The following is a 22,419-nucleotide window of genomic DNA, read 5'->3' as shown; positions in this document are numbered from 1 at the left end:
GACCGCCCCGCAGCGGCGAGACTGGTGCTGTGCCGGAACTCCCCGAGGTCGAGGCCCTAGCCCACCACCTGCGCGAACACGCCGTCGGTCGACGCGTGGAGCGGGTGGACGTCGCCTCGCTCAGCGCCCTCAAGACCGCCAGCCCGCCGTGGACCGCGCTGCACGGCCGCGAGGTCACCGCCGTCGCCCGCCACGGCAAGTACCTGGACCTGGAGGCGGACGGCCTGCACCTGGTCACCCACCTGGCGAGGGCCGGGTGGCTGCGCTGGGCGGACACCATGTCGGCGACGCCGCTCAAGCCGGGCAAGGGCCCACTGGCGCTGCGCGTGCACCTCGGCCCGCCCGGCCAGGGCCCCGGCTTCGACCTGACCGAGGCAGGCACGAAGAAGGGCCTGGCCGTCTGGATCGTCGAGGACCCGGCCACCATCGAGCAGATCGCCACCCTCGGCCCCGACGCCCTGGCTCTGACCCGAGACGAGTTCGGCGCCGTGCTGAAGGGCCGCACCGAACGCCTGAAGAACCTGCTGACCAGCCAACGCGTGCTCGCAGGCATCGGCAACGCCTACTCCGACGAGATCATGCACGTCGCACGGCTGTCCCCCTACGCCACTCCGGCGCGCCTGCCGGAGGAGTCGATCGACCAGCTCTACGACGCCATGCGCACAGTGCTGACCGACGCCGTCGCCCGCTCGGTCGGCCAGGACGCCGCCCGCCTCAAGGGCGAGAAGCGCTCCGGCCTGCGGGTCCACGCCCGAACCGGCCTGCCCTGCCCGATCTGCGCGGACACCATCCGCGAGGTCTCGTTCGCGGACAAGGCGTTCCAGTACTGCCCCACCTGCCAAACCGGCGGCAAACCCCTAGCCGACCGCCGCCTCTCCCGCCTGCTCAAGTAGCCCCCGCCGCTGGCTGACCGCCCTCTGCCGCACCTCCGCACTCACTCCCCGCACTCGCCACCCCCGGCGCCCCGAACCGGCCTACACCCCGAACCCCGGCGCCCCTGCGCCCCGAATCGAACGGGGCCAGGCCCCCGCTGCTGCTGCCCCCGCTGGCGTTGGCTGACCGCCTCGGCCGCCCCTCCCGCTCAAGATCAACTCCGCTCCGGGGGCCCACCCTCCCGGGGCCCGGGGCCCCATCTCTGAACCTATCGACCCTGGCGTTCTGTCAATAGGGCTCGGCGGCTGGCTGTGGATGGTTGGCGGGGTTGTGGACAAGTACCTGTCCTGACCGATCATCGACGCGAAACCGCTGGTCAAGGCCAGTCCAAGACTCAGCGACGTTGGCCGCCACGCGCCCCTCCACGACGATGGTCTCCACCCGGCCTTAACGATCGTTGGCCCAACCCGCCCCTCTCAGGCGTTGGCCCAACGTGCCCCTCTACGACGTTGGCCCCAACGTGCCCTCTCAGACGTTGGCCCACAACCGCACCTCTCAGACGTTGGCCGACAACCGCTCCTCGGATCCGCTGGTGCCAAGCAGGCTCGATGGGTGGACTTGTTTTGTGTGGGGGGACGACACCCGTAGCGTCGCTCACCGTGGCAGGGCCTGCTCTTGGGCCCCTGCTTTGTGGTTCTGCCCGGGTGTCGTAGGGGCCCCGCGCAAAACAAGTTCGCCGCATCGAGCAAAGCTCGAAACTCGCGCCCAGGCCAATGCCGAAGGCGAGGCGTTGATCGTCGACGCCGCAGGCGAGCACGAGAGCCGCCTACACCCCAGGTACCTTGACCCCGTCCTTGTCCCGCCCTGCGGCCAACCGGGAGCATGACCAGGTGGACTTCCTGACCGAGCGCGCGTTCGTCGGTGTTGTGGCGACGTTGATCGTGCTCGGGCTCTTCGTCTTCCTCTGCAGGCCGCGCAAGGCGGGTTCGGTGCACGATGCCGTCCTGGACACCGTGCAGCGCCTGTCGAAGGCGGCTCCCGAGCTGCGCAACGGGCTCACCGAGCAGGCGGCGGATCAGGCCACGACCCATCTGCTGGAGATGCTCAAGTGCGTGGCCGTGGGGATCTCCGACCGCGATGGGCGGTTGCTCTCGTGGGACGGGCAGGCCAACGAGCACTACGCCGATCTCGAGGAGCAGATCGTCGAGGCGGTCCGGGAGGGGCACCGGGCGCACGTCCAGCACGAGAACCTGCAGTGCAGGCGCCGGGGTAGTTGTCCGATGCGGACCGCCGTCATCGTGCCGTTGATCATCGACGGGCAGGTCGAGGGTGCGTTGATCGTCGTGGGTGGGGTTGACGGGAAGCGGATGATCCGGGCGGCGGATGAGGTCGCGCGGTTCCTGTGCATCCAGTTAGAGCTGGCCAAGCTCGACGAGTCCAAGCAGCAGTTAGCCCAAGCTGAGCTGCGTGCGCTTAGAGCCCAGATCTCGCCGCACTTCATCTACAACACGCTCAACACCATCTCCTCTCTTATCCGCACTGACCCCGAGCAGTCTCGGGAGTTGTTGCAGGACTTCGCGGCGTTCACGCGGTATTCCTTCCGGTCCAACGGGATGTTCGCGACCCTCGCCGACGAGCTCAGCAACATCGACCGGTACCTGACCATCGAGTGCGCCCGGTACGGCGAGCGGCTGAGCGTGCGGCTCAGGATCGCGCCGGAGGTGCAGTCGGTGGTGGTGCCGTTCCTGGTGCTCCAGCCGCTGGTGGAGAACGCGGTGCGGCACGGGATCGCGAAGAAGCCGGGGGGTGGGACGGTCAGCGTGTTCGCGCACGACAACGGGAACGAGGCGCTGATCACGATCGAGGACGACGGGGTCGGGATGGACGCCGACCGGTTGTTCGAGGACCTGCGGGACGCGCACAAGAGCGGGGCGCACGTCGGCGTCGGCAACATCAACTACCGGATGCGGCAGGTGTTCGGCGACGACTACGCGCTGATGGTCGAGACCGCGCCGGGTGCCGGGATGAAGGTGACCCTGCGGGTGCCGAAGTACTTCCCCGGGGTCCGGCCCGACCTGCCCAACTTCGCCGGTGACGACCACCCCGACGACGACAGCCCGAACGGTCACCTCCCGCCCCCGTGACACCCCGGGCCTGGTCACACGCCGTTCTCAGCCGAGCGGACGTAGGGTTGCGCGGTATGAGCGTGACCGAGAAGCTGGCGAGGCTGCCCCGCATCGGCGAGCGCGGGGACCGCGCACCGGTGGTCGCGGTGGTGCGGCTGCACGGTGTGATCACCCCGTCGCCGTCGCCGATCGCCCGGGGGGCGATCAACACGACCACCGTCGAATCGGCGTTGACCAGGGCGTTCGACCACGACCGGCTGGTGGCGGTCGCGTTGGCGGTGAACTCGCCCGGTGGCGCGCCGACCCAGTCCGCGCTGGTCTCGGAGCGGGTCAGGGAGCTCGCCGCCAAGAAGAGCGTGCCGGTGCTGGCCTTCTGCGAGGACGTCGCCGCTTCCGGCGGGTACCTGCTGGCCTGCGCCGGTGACGAGATCTACGCGCACTCGTCGTCGCTGGTCGGGTCGATCGGGGTCGTGTCGTCCGGGTTCGGGCTGGTGGGGCTGATCGAGCGGTTCGGCGTCGAGCGCAGGGTGCACACCGCGGGGACGCGCAAGGTGCGGCTCGACCCGTTCCTGCCCGAGCGCGACGAGGACGTCCGGTGGCTGGAGGGGCAGCTCGGCGACCTGCACGACCAGTTCGCGGGTTGGGTGCGCGAGCGCAGGGGCGATCGGCTCAACGGCGGCGACACCGACCTGTTCTCCGGTGAGGTCTGGACCGGCAGGCGCGCGCTGGAACTCGGCTTGGTCGACGGTCTCGGCAGTCTGCGCTCGGTCATCGCCGAGCGGTTCCCGACGGCGGAGGTCTCGGTGGCCGAACCGAAGCGGGCGCTGCTGGCCCGGCTCGGGCTGGCGGGCGGACCGGCCGTGCTGGCGTCCACTTCGGACAGAGTGCTGGCCGCGGTGCAGGCCCTGGAGGAGCGGGCGACCTGGTCCAGGTTCGGCCTCTAGAGCGGGCGGGGGTGCGCGAACGGTGACGGCCCTGTCACAATCGCGCGGAATGCTTCACCCTGTGGACGGGCGCACCGCCCATGGATCCCCCACCGACCACTCGCCAAGATTGCGTTGACCCGTGAGTACTGCGAACAACAGCCCCGGACTCGTCGTCCTCGCCGTCGACGACGAGAAGGCGGGCATGGACGTGCTGGTCGAGCGGCTCAACGGCAACCGGCACGTGCGCCGGGTCCTGTCCGCGTTCGACGCCACCGAGGCGCTGCTGCTGCTCTCCGGCGACGACCCGGAGTTGGCTGGCCGCAAGGACCAGGGCCTCTCGGTCGTCGACGCGGTCTTCGCCGACCTCGACATGCCCGGGTTGACCGGCATGGAGCTGGCCAAGGTCCTGGCCGGGTTCAAGCCAGCGCCGATCCTGGTGTTCGTCACCGCGCACAGCCACGAGGCGGTCGCGGCGTTCGAGCTGGGCGCGGTCGACTACCTGCTCAAGCCCGCCGAGCAGCCGCGCATCGACAAGGCGATGGAGCGGGTGCTCGCCAAGATCCACCAGAACGGTGGCGGCAGCCAGAACCCGGTGCCCGAGCAGCGCGACGACGAGGTCATCCCGGTCGAGCTGGCGGGCACCACCAAGCTGGTGTCGCGGGCGTCGGTGCGCTGGGTCGAGGCGCAGGGCGACTACGCCAGGCTCTACACCTCCGACGGCTCGCACCTGGTGCGGATCCCGCTCGCGCAGCTCGAGGAGCGCTGGGAGAAGGCCGGGTTCGTGCGCATCCACCGCTCCTACCTGGTGCCGATCTCGCTGATCACCGAGCTGCGGATGGGCGGGTCCGGCTACTCGGTGGTGATCGGGCACGAGGAGAAGGTGCTGCCGGTCAGCCGCAGGCACACCCGCGAGCTCAAGGACAGACTCGTCCGGGGCGGCGGCGCGTGAACGGGCCCGGCGACTCACCGGCGCCGAGACCCCGCCGCAAGAAGGTCGTCCTCGCCGACTCGCGCGCGCCGGTCACCGTGCTGCGCACCGTGGTCGAGCTGGAGGAGCAGACCAGCTGGGCGGAGGAGGTCGTCCGCTCGTTCATCCGCACCCAGTTCAAGGACGCGGTGAAGTTCGCGGTCGGCACGATGCTGCTCTTCGGCGCGCTGCCGTTGGCCTTCTACCTGTTCCCCGAGCTCTCCGCCGTGGAGTTCGCTGGCGTCTCGCTGCCCTGGCTGCTGCTGGGCGTGCTGCCGTTCCCGGTCCTGTTCGCCATCGGCTACTGGTACAACGTGGTGGCCGAGCGCAACGAGCGCGACTTCGTCGACATGGTCGAGAAGTGACGCGGTGGAGCTGAACCCGTGGGCCGTGGTGGCGATCGGCCTGGTCAGCCTCGTCACCTTCTCCCTCGGGTTCCGCAGTTCCCGGTTGGCCAGCACCACCCAGGACTTCCTGGTCGCCCGGCGCACGGTGCGGTCGCGGCGCAACGCGGCGGCGGTGTCGGGGGAGTACCTGTCGGCGGCGTCGTTCCTCGGCGTCGCCGGGCTCGTGCTCAAGGACGGCGCCGACGCGCTGTGGTACCCGATCGGCTTCACCGCGGGCTACCTGGTGCTGATGCTGTTCGTCGCCGCGCCGCTGCGCCGCTCCGGTGCCTACACGCTGCCCGACTTCTGCGAGGCCCGGCTCGGGTCGGCCGGTCTGCGCAGGCTCGCCACCGCGACCGTGGTGTTCATCGGGATCCTCTACCTGGTGCCGCAGTTCCAGGGCGCCGGGCTGACCGTGCACCAGATCCTGCCGTCGGTGCCGAGCTGGATCGGGTCGGCGCTGGTCGCGGTGCTGGTGATCGTCAACGTGTTCGGCGGCGGCATGCGCGCGGTGACGCTGGTGCAGGCATTCCAGTACTGGCTCAAGCTGTTCGCCATCGCCGCGCCGACCTTCATCCTGTGCGTGCTGTTCTTCAGCCAGGGCGGGGTGAGCGGCCTGGGCGCGACCGGGTTGTCCGAACCGCTGCCGCCCCGGTTCACCCGCGACGCCGTGGTCACCGTCGAGACCGACGTGGTGCTCCAGGTCAAGGACGGCGTGCTGCTGTGGGCGAACGGCCGGGTGCACGGCACGGCCGTCACCGGCGCGACCTACTGGGGCCCCGGCGACCACCCGGTCGACGAGGGCACCGAGCTGCGGTTCTCGGCGGGCAGCGAGACCCCGGTGGTGCACCCCGCGGTGCTCGACAACGCGTCCTGGCTGCGGCCGGTCACCGGGACCGGCGACCTGTTCACCACGTACTCGCTGATCATCGGCCTGTTCCTGGGCACGATGGGGCTGCCGCACGTGCTGGTGCGGTTCTACACGAACCCCGACGGCAAGGCCGCGCGCCGCACGACGCTGCACGTACTGCTGCTGCTGGGCCTGTTCTACGTGTTCCCGATCCTGATCGGCGCTCTGTCCCGGGTGTACGCGCCGGAGTTGTTGGTGGCCGGTAGGACTGACGCGGCGGTGTTGGCGCTACCGCTGAAGATCGCACCTAACACGCTGGGGGAGATCCTCGGCGCAGTCACTGCGGCAGGTGCGTTCGCCGCATTCCTGTCCACGTCGTCGGGGCTCGTGGTCAGCGTCGCCGGCGTGTTGTCGACCGACATCCTCAAGGGCCGCGTGCGCGACTTCCGGTTCGGCACGGCGCTCGCGGGCGGGGTGCCGCTGGCGTTGGCGCTGGTGCTGCGGCCGAGCGACATCTCGCTGAGCATCGGGCTGACCTTCGCGCTGGCCGCGTCCACGTTCTCGCCGGTACTGCTGCTCGGCATCTGGTGGCGCAAGATCACCTGGGTCGGGGCGGCCGCGGGCATGGTCGTCGGCGGCAGCATGGTGCTCACCTCGATCGTGCTCACCACGGTCAGCGGCTACACCGGCGGCTGGGCGCCGTCGTTCCTGCTGCAACCCGCGCTGGTCACCGTGCCGGTCGCGTTCCTGGTCGTCGTGATCACCAGCAAGGCCACCCAGAGCCGCGTCCCACCGGACACCAACCGCACCAGGCTGCGCATGCACGCCCCGGACCGGCTCGGCTTCATCCGCGACCGCGACATCGCCCGGTTCGGCACCGTCGAGGAGCACACCCGACTGGCGAACGGACGACATCGGCGCTGACCGTGCAACCCCCGGTCCGGTTGCCGCGTATGTGCGGATGAGACCGGGGGAGGGCGCGGGGTGCTGCGGGTTCGCGACGAGGAGTTCGCCGAGTTCTTCTCGGCTCGCTTCGACACCTACCGCCGGATCGCGCACGCCCTGTGCGGGAACTGGTCCCTGGCGGAGGAACTGGCCCAGGAGTCGTTCGTGAAGGTCTACGCGCGGTGGTCGAAGGTCCGGCCGGAGACCGCCGACGCGTACCTGCGCACGGTCCTGACCAGGACCTTCCTCGACACCAAGCGCCGCGGGCCCGCCCGCGAGCACAGTGTCGCCGAGGTGCCGGACACGGCGGTCAGCGGCGGGTTCGCGGCACCGGAGCGCGACGTTCTCCGGGCGGCTCTACTGGGGGTGCCGCCCGGGCAACGCGCCGTTCTGGTGCTGCGGTTCGTCGCCGACCTGCCGGTCGAGGAGGTCGCGGCCGCGCTCGGGTGTTCGCCGGGCACCGTGAAGAGCCAGACCGCGCGGGGCCTCGCCGCGTTGCGGGCCGCCTACCCGGAGAGCACGAGGAGCGCCTGATGTCCGTCGACGAACACGCGCTGCGCGACCTCCTGGCCGGTCCCGCCCCCGCGGGCACCACCTCGCTGGAGGAGGTCGTCCGGCGTGGCAAGCGGTTGGTCTACGTGCGGGCGGCCAGGACGTCCACGATCATGGTGCTGGTGGTCGGCTTGATCACGGGGTCGTTGTCCTGGTTGCAGGGCGCGCCGATGCCGCCCGCGGTGTTGCGGTTGCTGCCGAGCGAGGCCGACTGGCCGCGGGTCGACCTGCGCCCGTCGACCACGCCGCAGCGGTGGAACGGCGGGGATCCACCGCGGTACGTCTGCCCGGTCGGCGCGGAGACCAAGATCGTCGGCTACGGGGAGGTGCCCGGCGCCGTGCTGGGGACCGCGCGCACGGCGGCGACCAGGGTGCTGGCCAAGACGAAGATCGGCTACTGGGACGCGCTGACCAGTGGTACCGCGGGCACGGTTACCGCCCTCGACCTCACCGACACCAATGGCGTGGGCAGTCTCGCCGTGCGTAGCGCCATCTTCACCGGTAGCCCTACCTCGTTCGCCGACGAGTTGGCGTTCACCGACAGCAACTGCGAACCACCGAAGCGGCTCGTCACGGCGGACGGCACTGTCCTGCAGGTCTACCCGGAGGTGCCGTCCGATCCGTTCGTGACCCTGACCATGCGCGCGCGGATCTTCCGGCCGAACGGGACGTTGCTGGTGCTGGAGGTCCGCAGCTTCGGCTCGGTCCACCTCCGGCAGACCGCCGAGGGCGCCGAGCGGTTGCCCGGCCGCACGACGCTGCCGATGACCGAGGCACAGCTGGCCCAGCTCGCGGCCTGGGTCGCCGCCGCGTGAGGCCCTTCACCCGCGTCCTACGCCTCGGCGTGGCAGCATCAACGACTGTGATGCCCTCCAGCGTGCCCACCGCCACTGTCGACGCCATCCCCGCCGACGCTGTCCTGCTCGACGTGCGCGAGCAGGACGAGTGGGACGCCGGGCACGCCCCGTCCGCCCAGCACATCCCGATGGGCGAGCTGACGGCCCGGCTCGACGAGCTGCCTGCCGACGCCCAGGTCTTCGTGATCTGCCGCTCCGGTGGCCGCTCCGCGCGCGTCACCCAGTACCTCAACGGCAACGGCTGGGACGCGGTCAACGTCGACGGCGGCATGCAGACCTGGTCGGCGCTCGGGCAGCCGGTGGTCAGCGCGTCCGGCCAGGACCCGCAGGTCATCTAGCCGTGTACCAGGGCTACGAGTGGGTGGCGACCCCACCGCCCACGCAGCGGGCACCGGAGCCCCCGCGTCTCCGCTTGCCCTACCTCGGCCCGCCGCGCTACCGCACCCCACCCAGGTGGGGTTTTCCCGCCCTGGCCTGGCGCTGGCCGACGGCTGTCGTCGGGGTCGCGGAGGAGGCGCCCGCCGCGGTCGAACGGGTCCGTGGTCGGGCTCGGTTCGCGGCGTCGGCGCTGTGGTTGCTGGCCGCTGTGGCCGTGATCGCGGCAGGCGCGGAGATCTGGCGGTACGTGCTGCTGCTGGAGAGCCGCACCGGGGCGCTCTCGCGCGGCGTGGTGCAGTGGTCGGACAGCCTGGTCACGACCGGCTCGGTGCTGTCGATCGCGGCCGGGATCATCAGCGTGACCACGGTGATCTGGTGGCTCCACGCCGCCCGCGACGCCGCCGCCGAGGCCGCCGGCTACACCCCCGCGCGCCCCGACTGGCACCTCGTCCCCGGCATCCTGGTCCCCGGCGTCAACTTGGTCGTCCCCGGTGCGGTCCTGGCGGAACTCGAACACGCCATCCTCCGCCGCCCCGCCACCGACCGCCCCCGCCCGAGCCCCCTGCTCACCACCTGGTGGCTCACCTGGTCCGCTGGCGGCCTCCTCTTCGCCACCACCCTCCTCTGGCGCCTCCAAGACTCAGCCCAAGCCCAAGCCGACGGCGTCCTCCTCACCGCGGCCACCAACCTCGCCGCCGCCGCAACAGCCGTCCTGACCATCCGCGTCGTGGACCGGCTCTCACTCCTGTTGGCCCCCATCGTCCCGTCGTCGGTCCGCCGCCTCCGCGTAGTCCGTGTCGAGACCGCCACCGCCCCCACCCGCGCGCCCCGCCCCACCACCGCCAGCCGCTGAACAGTCCTTTTGCGCCCAGCCCAGGGCGTGCGCCAACGACCAAGAGGCCACAGAAGCCTGGTCAGCGGCGCCGGGAATCAAGCGGGCCACCCGTTGATGGCGGCTTCATGGCCGCTGCTGCGACCACCGCCCGCGCGGCGACCTGAAGCCCACTCCTCAAGGCGCGCTGGACGCGTGCGGTGGCTGGTGCCTCGGGTGGCGCACTGCCAGCCGCTGAACAGTCCTCAGTGGACTAAGCGACGAGGAGGCTGCGCAGGCCGCGGATCACGAACTCCGGGCGGCGCACGGGTTCCCTCGCCAACCGTAGGTGCGGTAGCTGCGTGACAAGAGCGCGCAGGGCCGCGGCTACCTCCACCCGGGCCAGCGGGGCGCCGACGCAGTAGTGGATTCCTGCGCCGAAGGAGAGGTGGGGGTTGGGGGTTCTGGTGATGTCGAGGCGGTCCGGGGAGGGGAAGACGGCGGGGTCGCGGGCGGCGGCGCCGAGGAGGGCGGCGATTTTGGTGCCGGGGGCGACGGTGTGGCCTGCGAGGGTGACGGGGGTGGTGGCGGTGCGTTCGAACAGTTGCAGCGGGGAGTCGTAGCGCAGGAGTTCCTCGACGGCGCTGGGCAGGAGGTCCGGTGTGGACACGAGGAGGTCCCACTGGTCGCGGTGGCGGAGCAGGGCCAGGACGCCGTTGCCGATGACGTTGACGGTGGCCTCGTGGCCCGCCATCAGCAGCAGGACACCGGTGGCGACGAGTTCGTCGTCGGTCAGCCGGTCGGTCCCGTCGCGCACCGCCACCAGGTCGCTGATCAGGCCGGGGCGCGAGGTCAGTGTGCGCAGGTACGCGGCGAACTCCCCGGACGCCCGTTCAGCCGCCGCGGCTTGGTCCGCGGGCAGCCCGTACTCGTACATCTTCACGATCGTGTTCGACCACGGCTGCAACAGTCCGCGATCCGACTGCGGCACCCCCAGCAGCTCCCCGATCACCTCGACCGGCAACGGCCCCGCGACGTGTTCCAGCAGGTCGGCCGACCCGTCGGCGGCGATCCGCGCGGCTAGGTCCGCCACCAGCCGATCGGCCAACGCCTCCACCATCGGGCGTAGCCGCTCGGTGTGCCCACGCCCGAACGCCGCCGACACCAGCCGTCGGAGCCGGGTGTGCGTAGGTGGTTCGTTCTCCAGCAGCGAGTTGCGGTGCAGCATGTTGAAGGCCGCGAACGCGGACACCGGCTCCTTGTCCTTCCACAACCGACCTAGCCCGCGATCGCGAAGTACCGCCGAGCAAGCCGCGTGGGACAACGCCACCGGTAGGCCCAACTGTTCGTGCCAGTGGACCTCTCTCTCGGCGCGCAGTGAAGCGAAGACCGGGTAAGGGTCATCGATGAAGGCCGGATCAGCCAGGTCGAACGCCATCTCTGGTCACCCCTTCCTGTCAGTCAGCGTAAGGACTAAGGGGTGTGGTCGCCGGGGGGCTGACGGGGTTGGGTAGCGTCGGCGCACACCGCATCCCAGGTCGACGAGGAGCAGCCCGATGTCCAGGCGATCCGCCGTGAAGAGCAAGGCCAAGGCGCCGGACGCCTCCGGCATCGGTCCCCGCCAGCCGTGTCCGTGCGGGTCGGGCAAGCGCTACAAGGCGTGCCACGGGTCGGCGGGTGGCGCGGTCGAGGTCGCCGTCGCGCGGCCGTTCGAGGGGCTCGCCGGTGAGCGCGAGCTGATCGCGCTGCGCGAGTTCGTGCCCTCCGGCACCGCTGTGCTGCCGCTGGTCGGCCAGGAGCGCGAGATCACCCTCGCCACCGTGCTGCCGATGGCCGCCGCCGCGCTGGTCCGCGCCGATGGTGTCGCCTACGTCGGGTTGCAGGTGCAGACCCGGTCCAGCGACATCAGCCGCGACCTGGCCCGCGCCGTGCGGTGGGCGCTGACCGCCGAGGCGGGTGACGTGCTGACCGTCGTCGGCCCCGACACCGACGCGGGCGACAAGCCGGAGCGCTTGCAGGACTTGGTGGACCTCGACGCGCCGCTGGAAGCCTCGGTGCACGGTGACTTCTCGTGGTGGATGCCCGAGGGCAGCGAGCCCAGCGGTGAGGTCGCCCTGTCGCTGGAGCGCGCCAACAGCGCCATCCTGCCCACCGAGCGCATCGGTCCCGCCGCCTACTGGGTCGACGCGGGCGACAAGGCGCACCTGCGCTGGGTGCGCCCGGAGCCCGAGGAGGAGTTGCTCGCCGCGCTGGCCAGGCTGCACGCCCGTGGCGAGCTCGCTCTCGGCGAGGGGTCCCGGTACGCGGGCTCGTTCCGCGCGCACGGCCTGCTCGTGCCGGTGTGGGACCTCGACCGCGAGTCGCACGCCCGCGAGTGGACCGAGGCAGTCGACCAGCTCGGTACCCGCTTGGACGCCGCGCTCGCCTCCCTGGCCGACGAGCCGCTGACCTCCGACGAGCGCCGCGCCCGCGACGGCCTGCTCGGTCGGCAGATCACCATCCGGTGATCCTGCACATCGTCACCACCGCGACCTGGCCCGCCGACGAGATCACCCCGCTCGACGGCGACGAGTTCGTGCACTGCTCCGACCCCGGGACCGTGCACCTGCCCGCCAACCGCCTGTTCGCAGGCCGGACCGACGTGCTGTTGCTGGAGGTCGACCCGGCCCGCTTGGGCGTGCCTCTGCGCTGGGAGGCCGGGTCGCCGCCGATCCCGGGTGGGCCGTGGTTCCCGCACGTGTACGGGCCGATCCCCGCTTCGGCGGTGGTCGGTGTGCACGAGTTCCCCCCTGGCGCGGACGGCACCTTCGAGCTCCCGGCCGCGCTCGCGCTGCGGTAGATAACGGTGGCGTAACGCACGGCAACCGGCGCCCCGGGCTCCGCGTGCTCTTGATGTCAGTGACCGGTGGGGCCGGTCGCCACATCGAGGGGGAACTCGGATGTCTGGGAAGTCGTTGCCGCACAGGGTTTTGCTGATCTCCGCCGCTGCTGGGTTCCTGCTCGCCGGGTGCACCGGTGAGCAGGAACCGGCCGCCACGCCGAGCCGGACCGCGGCGGTGACGAGCGCGCCCGCGACCACCACGGTCGAACCAGGACCAGCGCCGACCCAGGCCGCCGTCCCCACGACCCAGCCGAAGCCCACCGCCGTGGGGAGCACTCCCACCAGGCCGCAACCGCAGGCCAAGCGCGGACCGGTGATCGGCCCCGACGGCTACGGCACGCTCAAGCTCGGCATGTCCCAACGGGAGGCGGTCGCGACCGGCCGCATCCTGAGCGAGCCGGTGGGCGGGGGCAGCCCGGAGTGCCGCGCCCACGACGCCCCCGGTCAGGTCGAGGGCGCCGGTGCCGTGGGGATCTCCGACCAGTACGGGGTTTCGATCATCTTCGGCTACGGCGGCGCGCACACGCCCGAGGGCATCGGCGTCGGGTCGACCTCGGCCGAGGTCAAGCGCGCCTACCCGGACCTGAAGCAGGGCTGGCCGGAGTCGCACCAGGTGACCGCGGTGCCCGGGCACTCGGGCAACCGGTACGACTTCGCCGTCGTCGACGGCAAGGTGGTGCAGTTCTCCCTGCGCAACCAGCACGAGGTCTGCGTGTCGTGAGTGCGATGATCGAGATCGTCGCGGAACGCGGTCGTCAGGGGGAGTGCGTGGGGATGGACGAGTTCGCGGACTTCGCCGCAGGCGCCATGCCCGGTCTGCTGCGCTACGGGCACGCCCTCACCGGCAACCCCCACGACGCGGCCGACCTGGTGCAGGGGGTGCTGGAGAAGATCGGCTCGCGGTGGTCGTCGGTGGTGCGCAAGGCGGGCGACCCGCTCGCCTACACCCGCCGGGCGATGGCCAACGCGCACGTCAGCCGGTGGCGGCGGGCCAGGAGGGAGAACCTGGTCCCCGACATCCCGGAGGCCCCGGCCGACCAGGTGCGCTACGCCTTCGAGGACGAGCCGCTGTGGCAGGCGCTGCGGTCGTTGCCAGCCAAGCAGCGGGCGGTGGTCGTGCTGCGGTACTACGAGGGGCTCTCCGAGGCGGAGATCGCGCACACGCTCGGTGTCAGCGCCGGGACGGTGAAGAGCCAGGCCAGCAAGGCGATGGCGACACTACGAACGCGGCTGGGTGCGTCCGCGGAGGGCAGGTGATGGGCATGGACATCGACGACGAGCTGCGCAGGTTGTTCGCCGACGAGCGGTTGGACGTCCCGGTCCGCCCGGGTGCGACCGAAGCGGTGGTGACCGGGGCGGGCAGGCGGCGCAAGCGGCGGCACGTGGTGGCGGCGGCGGGGGGTGCGCTGACCGTGGCCGCGCTGGTGGCAGGCGGGGTGGTGCTCAGCGGGATGACGAACACCTCGTCCGCGCCACCCGGTCAGCAGGTCGTGCCCACGATGTCGGCCACGCTCAAGGTGACGGCCACTCCGAGCACCGTCGCCGTGCTGCCGGACCGCACCGGGTCGAACTCGGCGGGCAACACCGCGAGGACGACCGCGCCGTCCCCGTCCACCGGCAAGCTGACCACCTCGGTGTCCAAGCCGCCCGCGGTGCCGGAACTGCGGCCCGCGGGGTTCGGCAAGATCCGGATCGGCATGTCGATCGCCGAGGCGGAGGCCACGGGGGACCTGGTGCTCCAGGACAACGGGTTGCCGGAGTGCGCGAGCTACACGTTCAAGGGGTACCCGGACGGCAGTGTCGGCATCTCACCGACCGACGGGGTCACCGCGATCTTCCCGCCGACCGGGGCCCGCACCCCGGAGGGCATCGGCCACGGCTCGACCCAGGCCGAGTTCCGCACCGCGTACCCGGCGGCCACCACCGACCAGCACGGGTACCGGATCGTGCGGCTCGACCAGGGAAAGGTCTACTCGTTCGGCTTCGGCAGCGGCTCGAAGATCGACGAGGTCGTGCTCTACACCGACAAGCAGATGTGCTTCGGGTAGCCGGGGCGCGGGAACGGGCCTGGGGGCTGCTCCCGCGCCTCACCTCCGGTCAGAGCGCGCCACCGGCCGCGCGGGGGGCCAGCGGGTCGGTGCCGCTGTCGCCGACGTGTTCGCGGGCGAGGTGGCTCTCGACGTCGAACAGGTTGCCGTTGGAGCGCTTGACGATGGTGAGCAGCGTGCGCATCGACGCCACCTCCTCGACCTGCTCCTTGAGGAACCACTGCATGAACTGCTCGCCCTTGTAGTCCTCTTCGTCGCGGGCGACCTTGGCGAGGTTGACGATCTCGTCGGTCACCGCCCGCTCCTGCTGCAGGGCGAGGGTGACCAGCTCGGCGGCGTCCGCGAACTCGTTGCGGACCTCGTCGACACCGGGAACGGTCACCGCGATGTCGTTGTCCATCAGGTACTGGGTGATCATCATCGCGTGGTTCCGCTCTTCCAGCGACTGCTGGTAGAAGTGCTTGGCCAGGCGGGGGAGGTCCTGGCCGTCGAACCACACCGCAAGCGCGACGTACTGCTGGGAGGCGGTGAACTCGTTGCGGATCTGCACCTGCAGCAGCTTGTGGAACTTGGAAGTCATGCCATGGGACGGTACGCGGTTTTCCGTGTTCCCGCGCTACCGGAACCCCATTTGGCGGGCTATTTCGATCACGTTAGGCAAGGCTTTCGAACCTTTGTTGAGGTTAGCCATTCCTAACCCGGCGGCTGGCTTCACCACATCGTGGGATAGGTCCTGACCTGCGGGATGACCCGGCTCCTGGCAAGATCACCCACCCCGTCGAACAATGATCTTGGCGGCGCTGCGCTGTTCACCCTACGCCGGTTGTTCGGTGAATGGGGAAAGATAGGCTCGCCTTAGTTAGGGTCAATTAACCGGTCGGGGCCTGGCCCACCGCCTTGGCGACCCGCTCGATTTCCGCGCGGCGGTTCTCCCAGAAGGCGGGTTCCCCACTGGCAGCGCTTTCCCCGTCACCCACCGCGCCGTCGAGTTGTTCGCGCAGGATGTCGGCGTGGCCCGCGTGCCGGTTGTTCTCGGCCAGGAAGTGGACCAGGACCTTGAACAGCGTCACCTCGGGGGAAGGCCACCACGGCACGTGGCCGGGGGCGTCGAGGTCGAGCGCGGTGATCGTCGCGTCGGAGTGGTCGCACACGCGCCGGTAGCGATCGATGACCTCGGCCCGGGTCTCGTGCTCGGTCGCCCACATGTCGGTGCCGCGCTCGGGCAGCGGCTCGGGGAACGGCCGCGCGAAGACCTCGCCGAAGTACCTGGCCTCCCAGGCGGCCAGGTGCTTGATCAGACCGAGCAGGTTGGTGCCGGTGGCGGTGAGCGGGCGGCGGATGTCGTACTCGCCCAGCCCGTCGAGCTTCGCGAGCGTGGCCGCGCGGATCCAGCGCAGGTCGTCGTGCAGGTAGGTCTTCTCGGCGTCGCTGATCATGGACCGACCCCACCACACCCGGGGTGTGGTGGGGTCAGGTGGCTAGAGCGGGTCGCGGCTGACCGGGCAGGACATGCAGCGGGGACCGCCGCGGCCGGTGCCGAGTTCGGAGCCGCTGATGCGCAGCACCTCGATGCCCGCGTCCTCCAGCCGGGAGTTGGTCTCCACGTTGCGCTCGTAGGCGACCACCACGCCGGGGGCCAGCGCGAGGGTGTTGTTGCCGTCGTCCCACTGCTCGCGCTCGGCGGTCACCGGGTCCAGGCCGGTGTCGATCACCCGGAGCCGGTCGATGCCCATCGCGGCCGCGGCGGCGTCGAGGAACGGGGCCGGGCCGTCGACCTGGACGCCGGTCTCGCTGGGGCGCAGCGTGTAGGCGCGCAGCGTGTCGCGGATGGCCGGGTACATGACCACCGCGTCCCGGTCGACCATGGTGCAGACGGTGTCCAGGTGCATCGTGGCCCGGTCCTGCGCGATCGGCACCGCCAGCACGGTGTGCGCCAGGCCGTCGCGGAACGCCGACCGGGCCAGGGACTCGGCGCCCGCCGGGGTGGTGCGCTCGCCGACACCGATGGCGATGACCCCGGGGGCCAGCAGCAGCACGTCGCCGCCCTCCACGGGTGCCGAGTGGGCGCCGTACGCGCGGCCCGCGGTGCGGAAGCGCGGGTGGTAGGCGTAGATCAGGTCCAGCAGCGCGGTCTCGCGGGCCCGCGCGGGCATCGCCAGCGACGCGATCGCCACCCGGTTGCCGATCCACACCGAGGAGTCCCTGGTGAACAGCAGGTTCGGCAGCGGGTCGACCACGAAGTCGTGCGGGTGGTGCATCTTGCGCACCAGCGACGCGCCCTCCGCCGCGGGCAGTTCCTCGAACGTCATCCCCCCGGTGAGCACGTCGGCGAGGCCCTTGGCATCCACAGTGGACAGGTAGGCGCCCAGCGCGTCGGCCAGCTCGGTGCCCAGCCTGCGCCGGTCGACGGCGGTGGCGGCGGCCGCGGCGTGCGCGCGCTCGTCGGTGAGCGCGACCACCAGGCTGTCGAACAGCCGCATCACCTCGACCCCGCGCCCGGTCAGCACGTCGGCGAACGCGTCGTGCTCGTCCTGCGCCCGGTCGACCCACGGGATGCTGTCGAACAGGAGCTGGTCGTTGTTGCGCGGGGTCAGCCGCTTGAGCTCGTTGCCCGGGCGGTGCAGCAGCACGGTGCGCAGCGGTCCGACCTCGCTGTCCACGCGCGGCGCTGGCGCTGTCTGCTCGGCATCGGGGACATCCGGGAAGGCGGTCACGACTCCGAGCGTAACGACTGGCTTCGGAAAACACCGCCCGCGACCGGGCATGATGGCGGAGAACGCCACACATCGCCAGGCCGGTAGCTGGTTCGTTAACCGAAGGGCTCGTTTCATGCGTCGATCGTTGCGCCGTAAGACGGTGTGGGGCGGCATTGTCGCCGTCACAGTGGCCATTGCCGTTGGATTGTGGTTGTTCCAGCCCTGGCGCCTGGTCACCCGCAGCTCGGTGGACGAGGCACTCCCGTTCACCACCACCGCCGTGTCCACCACTGCTGCGACGTCCACCAGTGCTGCGTCCACCACCACTGCGTCCACCAGTGCGGTCCCGGTGACCCCGCCCGGCCCGAAGGTCCTCGCGGAAGGCACCTTCGTCAGCCAGGAACACCCCACCCGCGGCACCGCCAGGATCCTCGAGCAGGACGGCGCCAAAGTCCTGCGCCTGGAGAACTTCTCCACCTCCGACGGCCCCGACGTCCACGTCTGGCTCTCCGTCACCCCCGCCGCCGCCGACTGGCACGCCTACGACGACATCCGCTACGTCCCCCTCGGCGACCTCAAGGCCACCGACGGCAACCAGAACTACCCCATCCCCGCCGACGCCGACCTCACCGACATCCGCAGCACCGTGATCTGGTGCGACCGCTTCAACGTCGCCTTCGGCTCGGCCCCGCTCCTGCTGACCTGACCGAACGCCCGTCCCGGTGGCGGCGACTGCGCGATCATCACCCCATGACGGATGCCCCGGTTCCCCGTCCCGAGCGACCACCCGCCCCGATGAAGCCGCCCTCCAAGCGGGTGGTCGCTGCGGTGCTCGTCGGGGTCGTGGTGGCGCTGGGCGGACTGCTGACCCTGCTGTGGCTCCTGGTCGACGGCACCTCCGCCCAGGCCCCGACACAGCTGGAGTTGGTGCGGATCGCCCTCACGGTCTTGCTGGGCACCGGCGGCCTCTTCGGCCTCTACCTCGCTTACCGCCGCCAACGCTCCACCGAGATCGCCCTACAACAGAAGCAGCAGGCGCTCATCGGGTTCAACCTCGACCGCTGCGTCATCGGCACCGCCTACTTCACCGAGGCGACCTTCATCGGCGATGCCCTGTTCCGGGGCACCACCTTCGCTGATGACGTGTGGTTCAACAGGGCCACGTTCGCCGATGACGTGCTGTTCTTCGACGCGACTTTCACCAGTGCCGCCTGGTTCGACAAGACCTCGTTCGTCAAACATGGCGTGGTTCGACAGGGCCGTCTTCTCGGGCAGGGCCTGGTTCGACGGTGCCACCTTCACCAGTCTCGCGGTCTTCGACGGCGTCGTGCTGCCGACCGCGATCCGCACGGACAGCGATAGTGCGGCATTGGAGTACAGCAGTTTCCGTGCCGTCGAGTTCAAGGAGAACGTGCCTGCCCAGGTGTCGAGGTTCTTGCCGGACGAGAACCCTTCAGCGGGCTAAGGCCGGAGCTTGGGGCCCTTGGTGAGCAGTGGCGCGAACAGGTCCCCGTGGTGGCCGATCCGGTCCAGGACCTCGTCCGCCGTGAAGGTCAGGTCCGCGACCGAGGTGCACGACTCCACTTCCGCCCACGTCACCGGTGTCGACACGGTCGGGGCGGGGCGGGCGCGCAGCGAGTAGGGCGCGATGGTGGTCTTGTTGGGGTTGTTCTGGCTCCAGTCGATGAAGATCTTGCCGGGGCGGAGGGTTTTGGCCATTCGGGAGGTGACCAGGGTGGGCAGGTCGCGTTCCAGGCGTTCGGCGAGGGATTTGGCGTAGTCGGAGGTTCGGGTCGGGGAACTGGTGGTCACGGCGGCGTAGAGCTGCATGCCTTTGGAGCCGCTGGTCTTGGCGACGACCTCCAGGCCGTCCGCCGCCATCGCGTCCCGCAGTCGCAGGGCGACGACGCAGCACTCGACCACGGTGGCGGGTGCGCCGGGGTCCAGGTCGAACACCAGCAGGTCCGGCGAGCGCCGCGCGCCACGGGGGCCGACAGTCCACTGTGGAACGTGCAGCTCCAGCCCGGCCAGGTTCGCCGCCCACACCAGTGACGGCAGGTCGCGCAGCAGGGCGAAGTCGAGGCTCTCGGCGCCGGTTGTGCTGCCTGGGGTCTCGATGGTGACGGTGCGGATCCAGTCGGGGCTGTGGCGGGAGGCGTTCTTCTCGAAGAAGCCCGGTTTGGCCACGCCGTCGGGGAAGCGGCGGAAGGTGACGGGGCGGTCGAGCAGGTGCGGCGTGAGGGCGGGGGCGACCCGGCTGTAGTAGTTGATCACGTCGCCCTTGGTGAAGCCGTCCTCCGGGTAGAGGACCTTGTCGAGGTTCGTCAGGCGCAGCCGCCTGCCCTCGACCTCGACGATCACCTCGCCGGTCACTCGCGCCACCCCGCCACCGGTAAGTCCGACGGGTCCTTGTCCGCACGCAGTCCACGCCAGGTCGGCGCGCGCATGCGCCCGTCGTCGGTCCAGTGCAGGAACGCGACCTCGCCCACCAGGCTCGGCCGCACCCACCGCGCCCCGCGCGCCCGGTCGCGCGGCACCTCGTTGCCGAACGGCGAGGTCTTGCGCTCCAGCCGGTGCAGCCTCGCGGTCAACGTGCGCAGCACCTCGTCGGTGAACCCGGTTCCCACCTGTCCGACGTACCGCAGCCCGTCCGGTGTCGGCATGCCGACCAGCAGCGACCCGAACACCTCCGACCGCCGCCCCTCGCCGGGCCGCCAGCCGCCGATGATCACCTCCACCGCGCGCTGGTCGGTGATCTTCAGCCACTCGGGTGATCGCCTGCCCGGGTGATACCGCGAGCCGAGCCGCTTGGCGATGATCCCTTCCAACTCCTGCTCGCGCGCCGTCTCCAGTACCGCGCTGCCGTCGCCGGGGTAGCTGGGCGAGGTGTTCCAGTGCGCCCCGCGCAGCTCCAGGCCGACCAGCAGTTCCCGGCGCTGCGTGTACGGCAGGTCCAGGCAGGGGCGGCCGTCGAGGTGCAGGACGTCGAACACCACGTACGTCACCGGTGTCTCCGCGGCCAGCTTCCGGGCGATCCGCTCGTCGGAGACGTGCATCCGCTTCTGCAGCTCGGCGAACGACGGCTTCCCGTTGCGGAACGCGACGATCTCCCCGTCCAGCCACACCTGAGTGCTACCCAGCTCCTCACCCAGCGTGCGCAGTTCCGGGTAGCTGCTGGTGATGTCGTTCCCCTTGCGCGAGAACAGTCGCAGCCGTCCACCGTCCACTCTGGCAAGGGCGCGCACACCGTCCCACTTGAACTCATAGGCCCAGGCGTCGTCGTCCGGCGGCAGTGCGCCCGGACTGGCGAGCATCGGCTCATGCGACGCCGGTAGCGCTACCCAGTCGGACTGCTGCGGTGGCTCTGACCGGCGCACCATCCAGTCCTTCTCGGACTTACCCCCGTGGAAGAAGGTGTACTTACCGCGCACCCGCGAGCCGGAGAACACTACGGCCACCTCGCGGTCACTCCACTTGACCGTCTCGTAGGTGCCGCGGTCCCAGATCACCATCCGGCCGCCCCCGTACTCGCCCCTGGGGATCTCGCCCTCGAAGGTCGCGTACTCCACCGGGTGGTCCTCGGTGTGCACGGCCAGCCGGATGTCGCCCGGCTCGGTCGGCAGTCCGCGCGGCACCGCCCAGCTCACCAGCACGCCGCCGCGTTCGAGGCGCACGTCCCAGTGCAGCCGGGACGCGTGGTGCTCCTGGATGACGAAGGTGTCGTCGCCGCCCACCGGCAGGGCGTCGTCGACCGGCACGGGCTCGGGGGTCTTCCCGGCGTCGCGCTTGCGCCGGTACTCGCCCAGCCCCGCCATGAGCCATTCGTACCCGGAGCTGCGGTGATCCGCCAGGCAAAGGTATTGAAACGCTGTTACGTAACACTGTAATCTATCGCCATGCTGACCATCTCCGATCCCAGCCGCCTGCTCGCGGGCACCGTCCTGCTCTCCGTCGTCGGTATCGAGTTCGGCGGCTGGTTCCTCCTGCGCCTCGCCCGGGGGGACCAACGCCTCACCCCGTTCCAGCAGAAGTTCGCCCGGGCGGGCCACGCCCACGCGGGCGTCCTCGTCACCCTCGGCCTGGTCTGCTTGCTCCTGGCCGACGCGGCAGGACTCGACGGCGCCATCGGCTGGATCGCCCGCATCGGCGTCCCCGCCGCCGCGGCCCTGATCTCCGCGGGCTTCTTCTTCTCCTCCATGGGCCGCGGCGAGGTGACCAAACCGAACCGCCTCATCGCGCTGATCTGGCTCGGCGCGCTCTCCCTGGCCGTGGGCGTGGTCTCGATCGGAATCGGCCTGCTCACGGCCTGAGGGCTAGGGCAGCCAGGACACCTTGCCGCGCAGGAGGGAGTAGCCCACGAACGCCACGAAGTCCAGCAGCGTGTGCGCGATGACCAGTGGCCACAGCCGCCCGGTCCGTTGCCACACGCGGCCGAACACCAGGCCCATCACCAGGTTCCCGATGAACCCGCCGAACCCCTGGTACAGGTGGTACGACCCGCGCACCACCGCCGCGAACAGCAGTGACGAGTTCTCCCGGAACCCCAGGTGCCGCAGCCGGGTGATCAGGTACCCGACGACGAGGACCTCCTCGGCCCACGCGTTGCCCGCCGCCAGCAGGGTCAGCGCGATCGGTCGCCACCAGGAGTCGTCCAACGTGGACGGCGCCACCGCGAGGCTGATCCCGATGGCGTGGCCGACCAGGTAGAACGCCAGGCCCGGTAGTCCGATGACCGCCGCCAGGCCGACCCCGGCAGCGGCGTCACGACCTTTGCGGCGCCCGTCGAGCCCGACCTGGTGCAGCCGCGTTCCAGCCCGGTAGAGGAGGTACAGCCCCAGCGCGCCCCAGGCGACGAGTCGGACGGCGCCGAGCAGTTGCTTGATGAAGTCGAGCAGGTCCAGGTCGGCCTGCGGCACGTTGATCGCGACGGTCTGCTGGTTCAGGGCGACCGGTTGCAGCAGCGCGTCGACCAGCGACACCAGGCTGCTCAGCCCGGACAGCCCCAGCGTGATCGCGAAGACGATGAGCAGCTCGATCCACACCAGCCGCCGCTGCGCCGGGTCGTGGATCAAGTCGTCGCCGGGCCGTTCCGGCGCGAGCCACGCGCGCAGGTTCACCACCCG

The 22,419-nt window shown here is 70.7% G+C and carries 25 protein-coding genes; 18 read left to right on the top strand and 7 right to left on the bottom strand.

Annotation, left to right across the window (positions count from 1 at the left end; genetic code table 11):
- Positions 1-29: 29 nt before the first annotated feature.
- The 10 genes from CLV68_RS03130 to CLV68_RS03085 all read left to right on the top strand — a co-directional run bounded on the left by CLV68_RS03130 (position 30) and on the right by CLV68_RS03085 (position 9,713).
- On the top strand, positions 30-893 hold the full coding sequence (locus CLV68_RS03130) for an Fpg/Nei family DNA glycosylase (protein WP_121389083.1): 864 nt from the start codon (positions 30-32) through the stop codon (positions 891-893).
- 870 nt (positions 894-1,763) lie between these two features.
- Entirely contained in the window at positions 1,764-3,017 is a 1,254-nt protein-coding gene (locus tag CLV68_RS03125; RefSeq protein WP_092775896.1) for a GAF domain-containing sensor histidine kinase, read from the top strand.
- A 56-nt stretch (positions 3,018-3,073) separates the two neighbouring features.
- A complete protein-coding gene (locus CLV68_RS03120; protein WP_121389082.1) occupies positions 3,074-3,943 on the top strand; it encodes a S49 family peptidase in 870 nt (289 codons plus the stop codon).
- Positions 3,944-4,064: 121 nt separating this feature from the next.
- Positions 4,065-4,874, top strand: coding sequence for a LytR/AlgR family response regulator transcription factor (locus CLV68_RS03115; protein WP_092775891.1), 810 nt, complete (start codon positions 4,065-4,067; stop codon positions 4,872-4,874).
- Entirely contained in the window at positions 4,871-5,257 is a 387-nt protein-coding gene (locus CLV68_RS03110; RefSeq protein WP_121389081.1) for a hypothetical protein, read from the top strand. Before CLV68_RS03115 ends, CLV68_RS03110 begins: the two co-directional genes overlap by 4 nt.
- Positions 5,258-5,261: 4 nt before the next feature.
- The gene (locus CLV68_RS03105) at positions 5,262-7,052 is read left to right on the top strand and encodes a sodium/solute symporter (RefSeq protein ID WP_121389080.1); all 1,791 of its coding nucleotides are present in this window, start codon (positions 5,262-5,264) and stop codon (positions 7,050-7,052) included.
- A gap of 60 nt (positions 7,053-7,112) precedes the next feature.
- A complete protein-coding gene (locus CLV68_RS03100; protein WP_246009646.1) occupies positions 7,113-7,607 on the top strand; it encodes a SigE family RNA polymerase sigma factor in 495 nt (164 codons plus the stop codon).
- A complete protein-coding gene (locus CLV68_RS03095) occupies positions 7,607-8,440 on the top strand; it encodes a hypothetical protein (protein WP_121389079.1) in 834 nt (277 codons plus the stop codon). The genes CLV68_RS03100 and CLV68_RS03095 overlap by 1 nt, the downstream gene beginning before the upstream one ends.
- A gap of 50 nt (positions 8,441-8,490) precedes the next feature.
- Complete coding sequence (locus CLV68_RS03090) at positions 8,491-8,820, top strand: rhodanese-like domain-containing protein (RefSeq protein ID WP_121389078.1); 330 nt, start codon at positions 8,491-8,493, stop codon at positions 8,818-8,820.
- Between the two features lie 74 nt (positions 8,821-8,894).
- On the top strand, positions 8,895-9,713 hold the full coding sequence (locus CLV68_RS03085; protein ID WP_246009645.1) for a DUF4328 domain-containing protein: 819 nt from the start codon (positions 8,895-8,897) through the stop codon (positions 9,711-9,713).
- Positions 9,714-9,945: 232 nt separating this feature from the next.
- Here CLV68_RS03085 and CLV68_RS03080 read toward each other — a convergent pair whose 3' ends face one another.
- Positions 9,946-11,109, bottom strand: a complete 1,164-nt coding sequence (locus CLV68_RS03080) for a cytochrome P450 (RefSeq protein WP_121389077.1) — start codon at positions 11,107-11,109, stop codon at positions 9,946-9,948.
- Between the two features lie 118 nt (positions 11,110-11,227).
- Here CLV68_RS03080 and CLV68_RS03075 point away from each other — a divergent pair, with 118 nt between their 5' ends.
- The 5 genes from CLV68_RS03075 (at position 11,228) to CLV68_RS03055 (ending at position 14,600) form a co-directional block, all read left to right on the top strand.
- Positions 11,228-12,178: a DUF5926 family protein gene (locus CLV68_RS03075; RefSeq protein ID WP_121389076.1), complete on the top strand. Its 951-nt coding sequence runs from the start codon at positions 11,228-11,230 to the stop codon at positions 12,176-12,178.
- Positions 12,175-12,510, top strand: a complete 336-nt coding sequence (locus CLV68_RS03070) for a DUF952 domain-containing protein (protein ID WP_121389075.1) — start codon at positions 12,175-12,177, stop codon at positions 12,508-12,510. The genes CLV68_RS03075 and CLV68_RS03070 overlap by 4 nt, the downstream gene beginning before the upstream one ends.
- A gap of 100 nt (positions 12,511-12,610) precedes the next feature.
- Positions 12,611-13,273, top strand: coding sequence for an RAD23 family protein (locus tag CLV68_RS03065; protein ID WP_147459865.1), 663 nt, complete (start codon positions 12,611-12,613; stop codon positions 13,271-13,273).
- 5 nt (positions 13,274-13,278) lie between these two features.
- Positions 13,279-13,809, top strand: coding sequence for a SigE family RNA polymerase sigma factor (locus CLV68_RS03060; RefSeq protein ID WP_121389073.1), 531 nt, complete (start codon positions 13,279-13,281; stop codon positions 13,807-13,809).
- A 5-nt stretch (positions 13,810-13,814) separates the two neighbouring features.
- Positions 13,815-14,600, top strand: coding sequence for a hypothetical protein (locus CLV68_RS03055; RefSeq protein WP_147459864.1), 786 nt, complete (start codon positions 13,815-13,817; stop codon positions 14,598-14,600).
- Between the two features lie 49 nt (positions 14,601-14,649).
- On the opposite strand, the gene CLV68_RS03050 is transcribed toward CLV68_RS03055, so the two are convergent.
- From CLV68_RS03050 to CLV68_RS03040, 3 genes are all read right to left on the bottom strand, one after another.
- Positions 14,650-15,180 carry a ferritin gene (locus CLV68_RS03050; RefSeq protein WP_121389071.1) on the bottom strand — a complete coding sequence of 177 codons (531 nt, stop codon included), beginning with the start codon at positions 15,178-15,180 and terminating at the stop codon, positions 14,650-14,652.
- Positions 15,181-15,469: 289 nt separating this feature from the next.
- Positions 15,470-16,036 carry a DinB family protein gene (locus CLV68_RS03045; RefSeq protein ID WP_121389070.1) on the bottom strand — a complete coding sequence of 189 codons (567 nt, stop codon included), beginning with the start codon at positions 16,034-16,036 and terminating at the stop codon, positions 15,470-15,472.
- 42 nt (positions 16,037-16,078) lie between these two features.
- Positions 16,079-17,260: an arginine deiminase gene (locus CLV68_RS03040; protein ID WP_121389069.1), complete on the bottom strand. Its 1,182-nt coding sequence runs from the start codon at positions 17,258-17,260 to the stop codon at positions 16,079-16,081.
- A 169-nt stretch (positions 17,261-17,429) separates the two neighbouring features.
- Between CLV68_RS03040 and CLV68_RS03035 the strand changes: the two genes are divergently transcribed.
- Positions 17,430-18,002: a DM13 domain-containing protein gene (locus tag CLV68_RS03035; RefSeq protein WP_121389068.1), complete on the top strand. Its 573-nt coding sequence runs from the start codon at positions 17,430-17,432 to the stop codon at positions 18,000-18,002.
- 44 nt (positions 18,003-18,046) lie between these two features.
- On the top strand, positions 18,047-18,658 hold the full coding sequence (locus tag CLV68_RS03030; protein WP_121389067.1) for a pentapeptide repeat-containing protein: 612 nt from the start codon (positions 18,047-18,049) through the stop codon (positions 18,656-18,658).
- Between the two features lie 99 nt (positions 18,659-18,757).
- Here the strand turns inward: CLV68_RS03030 and ligD (CLV68_RS03025) are convergent, their stop codons facing one another.
- Positions 18,758-19,669, bottom strand: a complete 912-nt coding sequence (gene ligD, locus CLV68_RS03025; protein WP_121389066.1) for a non-homologous end-joining DNA ligase — start codon at positions 19,667-19,669, stop codon at positions 18,758-18,760.
- Positions 19,666-21,111, bottom strand: coding sequence for a non-homologous end-joining DNA ligase (gene ligD / locus CLV68_RS03020; protein ID WP_121389065.1), 1,446 nt, complete (start codon positions 21,109-21,111; stop codon positions 19,666-19,668). Before ligD (CLV68_RS03020) ends, ligD (CLV68_RS03025) begins: the two co-directional genes overlap by 4 nt.
- Before the next feature lie 81 nt (positions 21,112-21,192).
- On the opposite strand from ligD (CLV68_RS03020), the gene CLV68_RS03015 reads away from it, so the two are divergent.
- A complete protein-coding gene (locus CLV68_RS03015) occupies positions 21,193-21,606 on the top strand; it encodes a hypothetical protein (RefSeq protein WP_121389064.1) in 414 nt (137 codons plus the stop codon).
- A 3-nt stretch (positions 21,607-21,609) separates the two neighbouring features.
- Here the strand turns inward: CLV68_RS03015 and CLV68_RS03010 are convergent, their stop codons facing one another.
- A complete protein-coding gene (locus CLV68_RS03010) occupies positions 21,610-22,416 on the bottom strand; it encodes a CPBP family intramembrane glutamic endopeptidase (protein ID WP_121389063.1) in 807 nt (268 codons plus the stop codon).
- Between the last annotated feature and the right edge of the window lie 3 nt (positions 22,417-22,419).

Source organism: Actinokineospora cianjurensis (assembly GCF_003663795.1).
Lineage (GTDB): Bacteria > Actinomycetota > Actinomycetes > Mycobacteriales > Pseudonocardiaceae > Actinokineospora > Actinokineospora terrae.
Note: the sequence above shows the minus strand (reverse complement) of the source record. Positions and strands in the feature narration are given on the sequence as shown.

Bases quoted from the DNA above. Each gene is read 5' to 3' on its own strand.
- CLV68_RS03045 (WP_121389070.1), bottom strand. From the start codon at position 16,036: ATGATCAGCGACGCCGAGAAGACCTACCTGCACGACGACCTGCGCTGG.
- CLV68_RS03065 (WP_147459865.1), top strand. From the start codon at position 12,611: ATGTCTGGGAAGTCGTTGCCGCACAGGGTTTTGCTGATCTCCGCCGCT.
- CLV68_RS03030 (WP_121389067.1), top strand. From the start codon at position 18,047: ATGACGGATGCCCCGGTTCCCCGTCCCGAGCGACCACCCGCCCCGATG.
- CLV68_RS03015 (WP_121389064.1), top strand. From the start codon at position 21,193: ATGCTGACCATCTCCGATCCCAGCCGCCTGCTCGCGGGCACCGTCCTG.
- CLV68_RS03120 (WP_121389082.1), top strand. From the start codon at position 3,074: ATGAGCGTGACCGAGAAGCTGGCGAGGCTGCCCCGCATCGGCGAGCGC.
- CLV68_RS03095 (WP_121389079.1), top strand. From the start codon at position 7,607: ATGTCCGTCGACGAACACGCGCTGCGCGACCTCCTGGCCGGTCCCGCC.
- CLV68_RS03060 (WP_121389073.1), top strand. From the start codon at position 13,279: ATGATCGAGATCGTCGCGGAACGCGGTCGTCAGGGGGAGTGCGTGGGG.
- ligD (WP_121389065.1), bottom strand. From the start codon at position 21,111: ATGGCGGGGCTGGGCGAGTACCGGCGCAAGCGCGACGCCGGGAAGACC.
- CLV68_RS03080 (WP_121389077.1), bottom strand. From the start codon at position 11,109: ATGGCGTTCGACCTGGCTGATCCGGCCTTCATCGATGACCCTTACCCG.
- CLV68_RS03090 (WP_121389078.1), top strand. From the start codon at position 8,491: ATGCCCTCCAGCGTGCCCACCGCCACTGTCGACGCCATCCCCGCCGAC.
- CLV68_RS03035 (WP_121389068.1), top strand. From the start codon at position 17,430: ATGCGTCGATCGTTGCGCCGTAAGACGGTGTGGGGCGGCATTGTCGCC.
- CLV68_RS03055 (WP_147459864.1), top strand. From the start codon at position 13,815: ATGGACATCGACGACGAGCTGCGCAGGTTGTTCGCCGACGAGCGGTTG.
- CLV68_RS03050 (WP_121389071.1), bottom strand. From the start codon at position 15,180: ATGACTTCCAAGTTCCACAAGCTGCTGCAGGTGCAGATCCGCAACGAG.
- CLV68_RS03075 (WP_121389076.1), top strand. From the start codon at position 11,228: ATGTCCAGGCGATCCGCCGTGAAGAGCAAGGCCAAGGCGCCGGACGCC.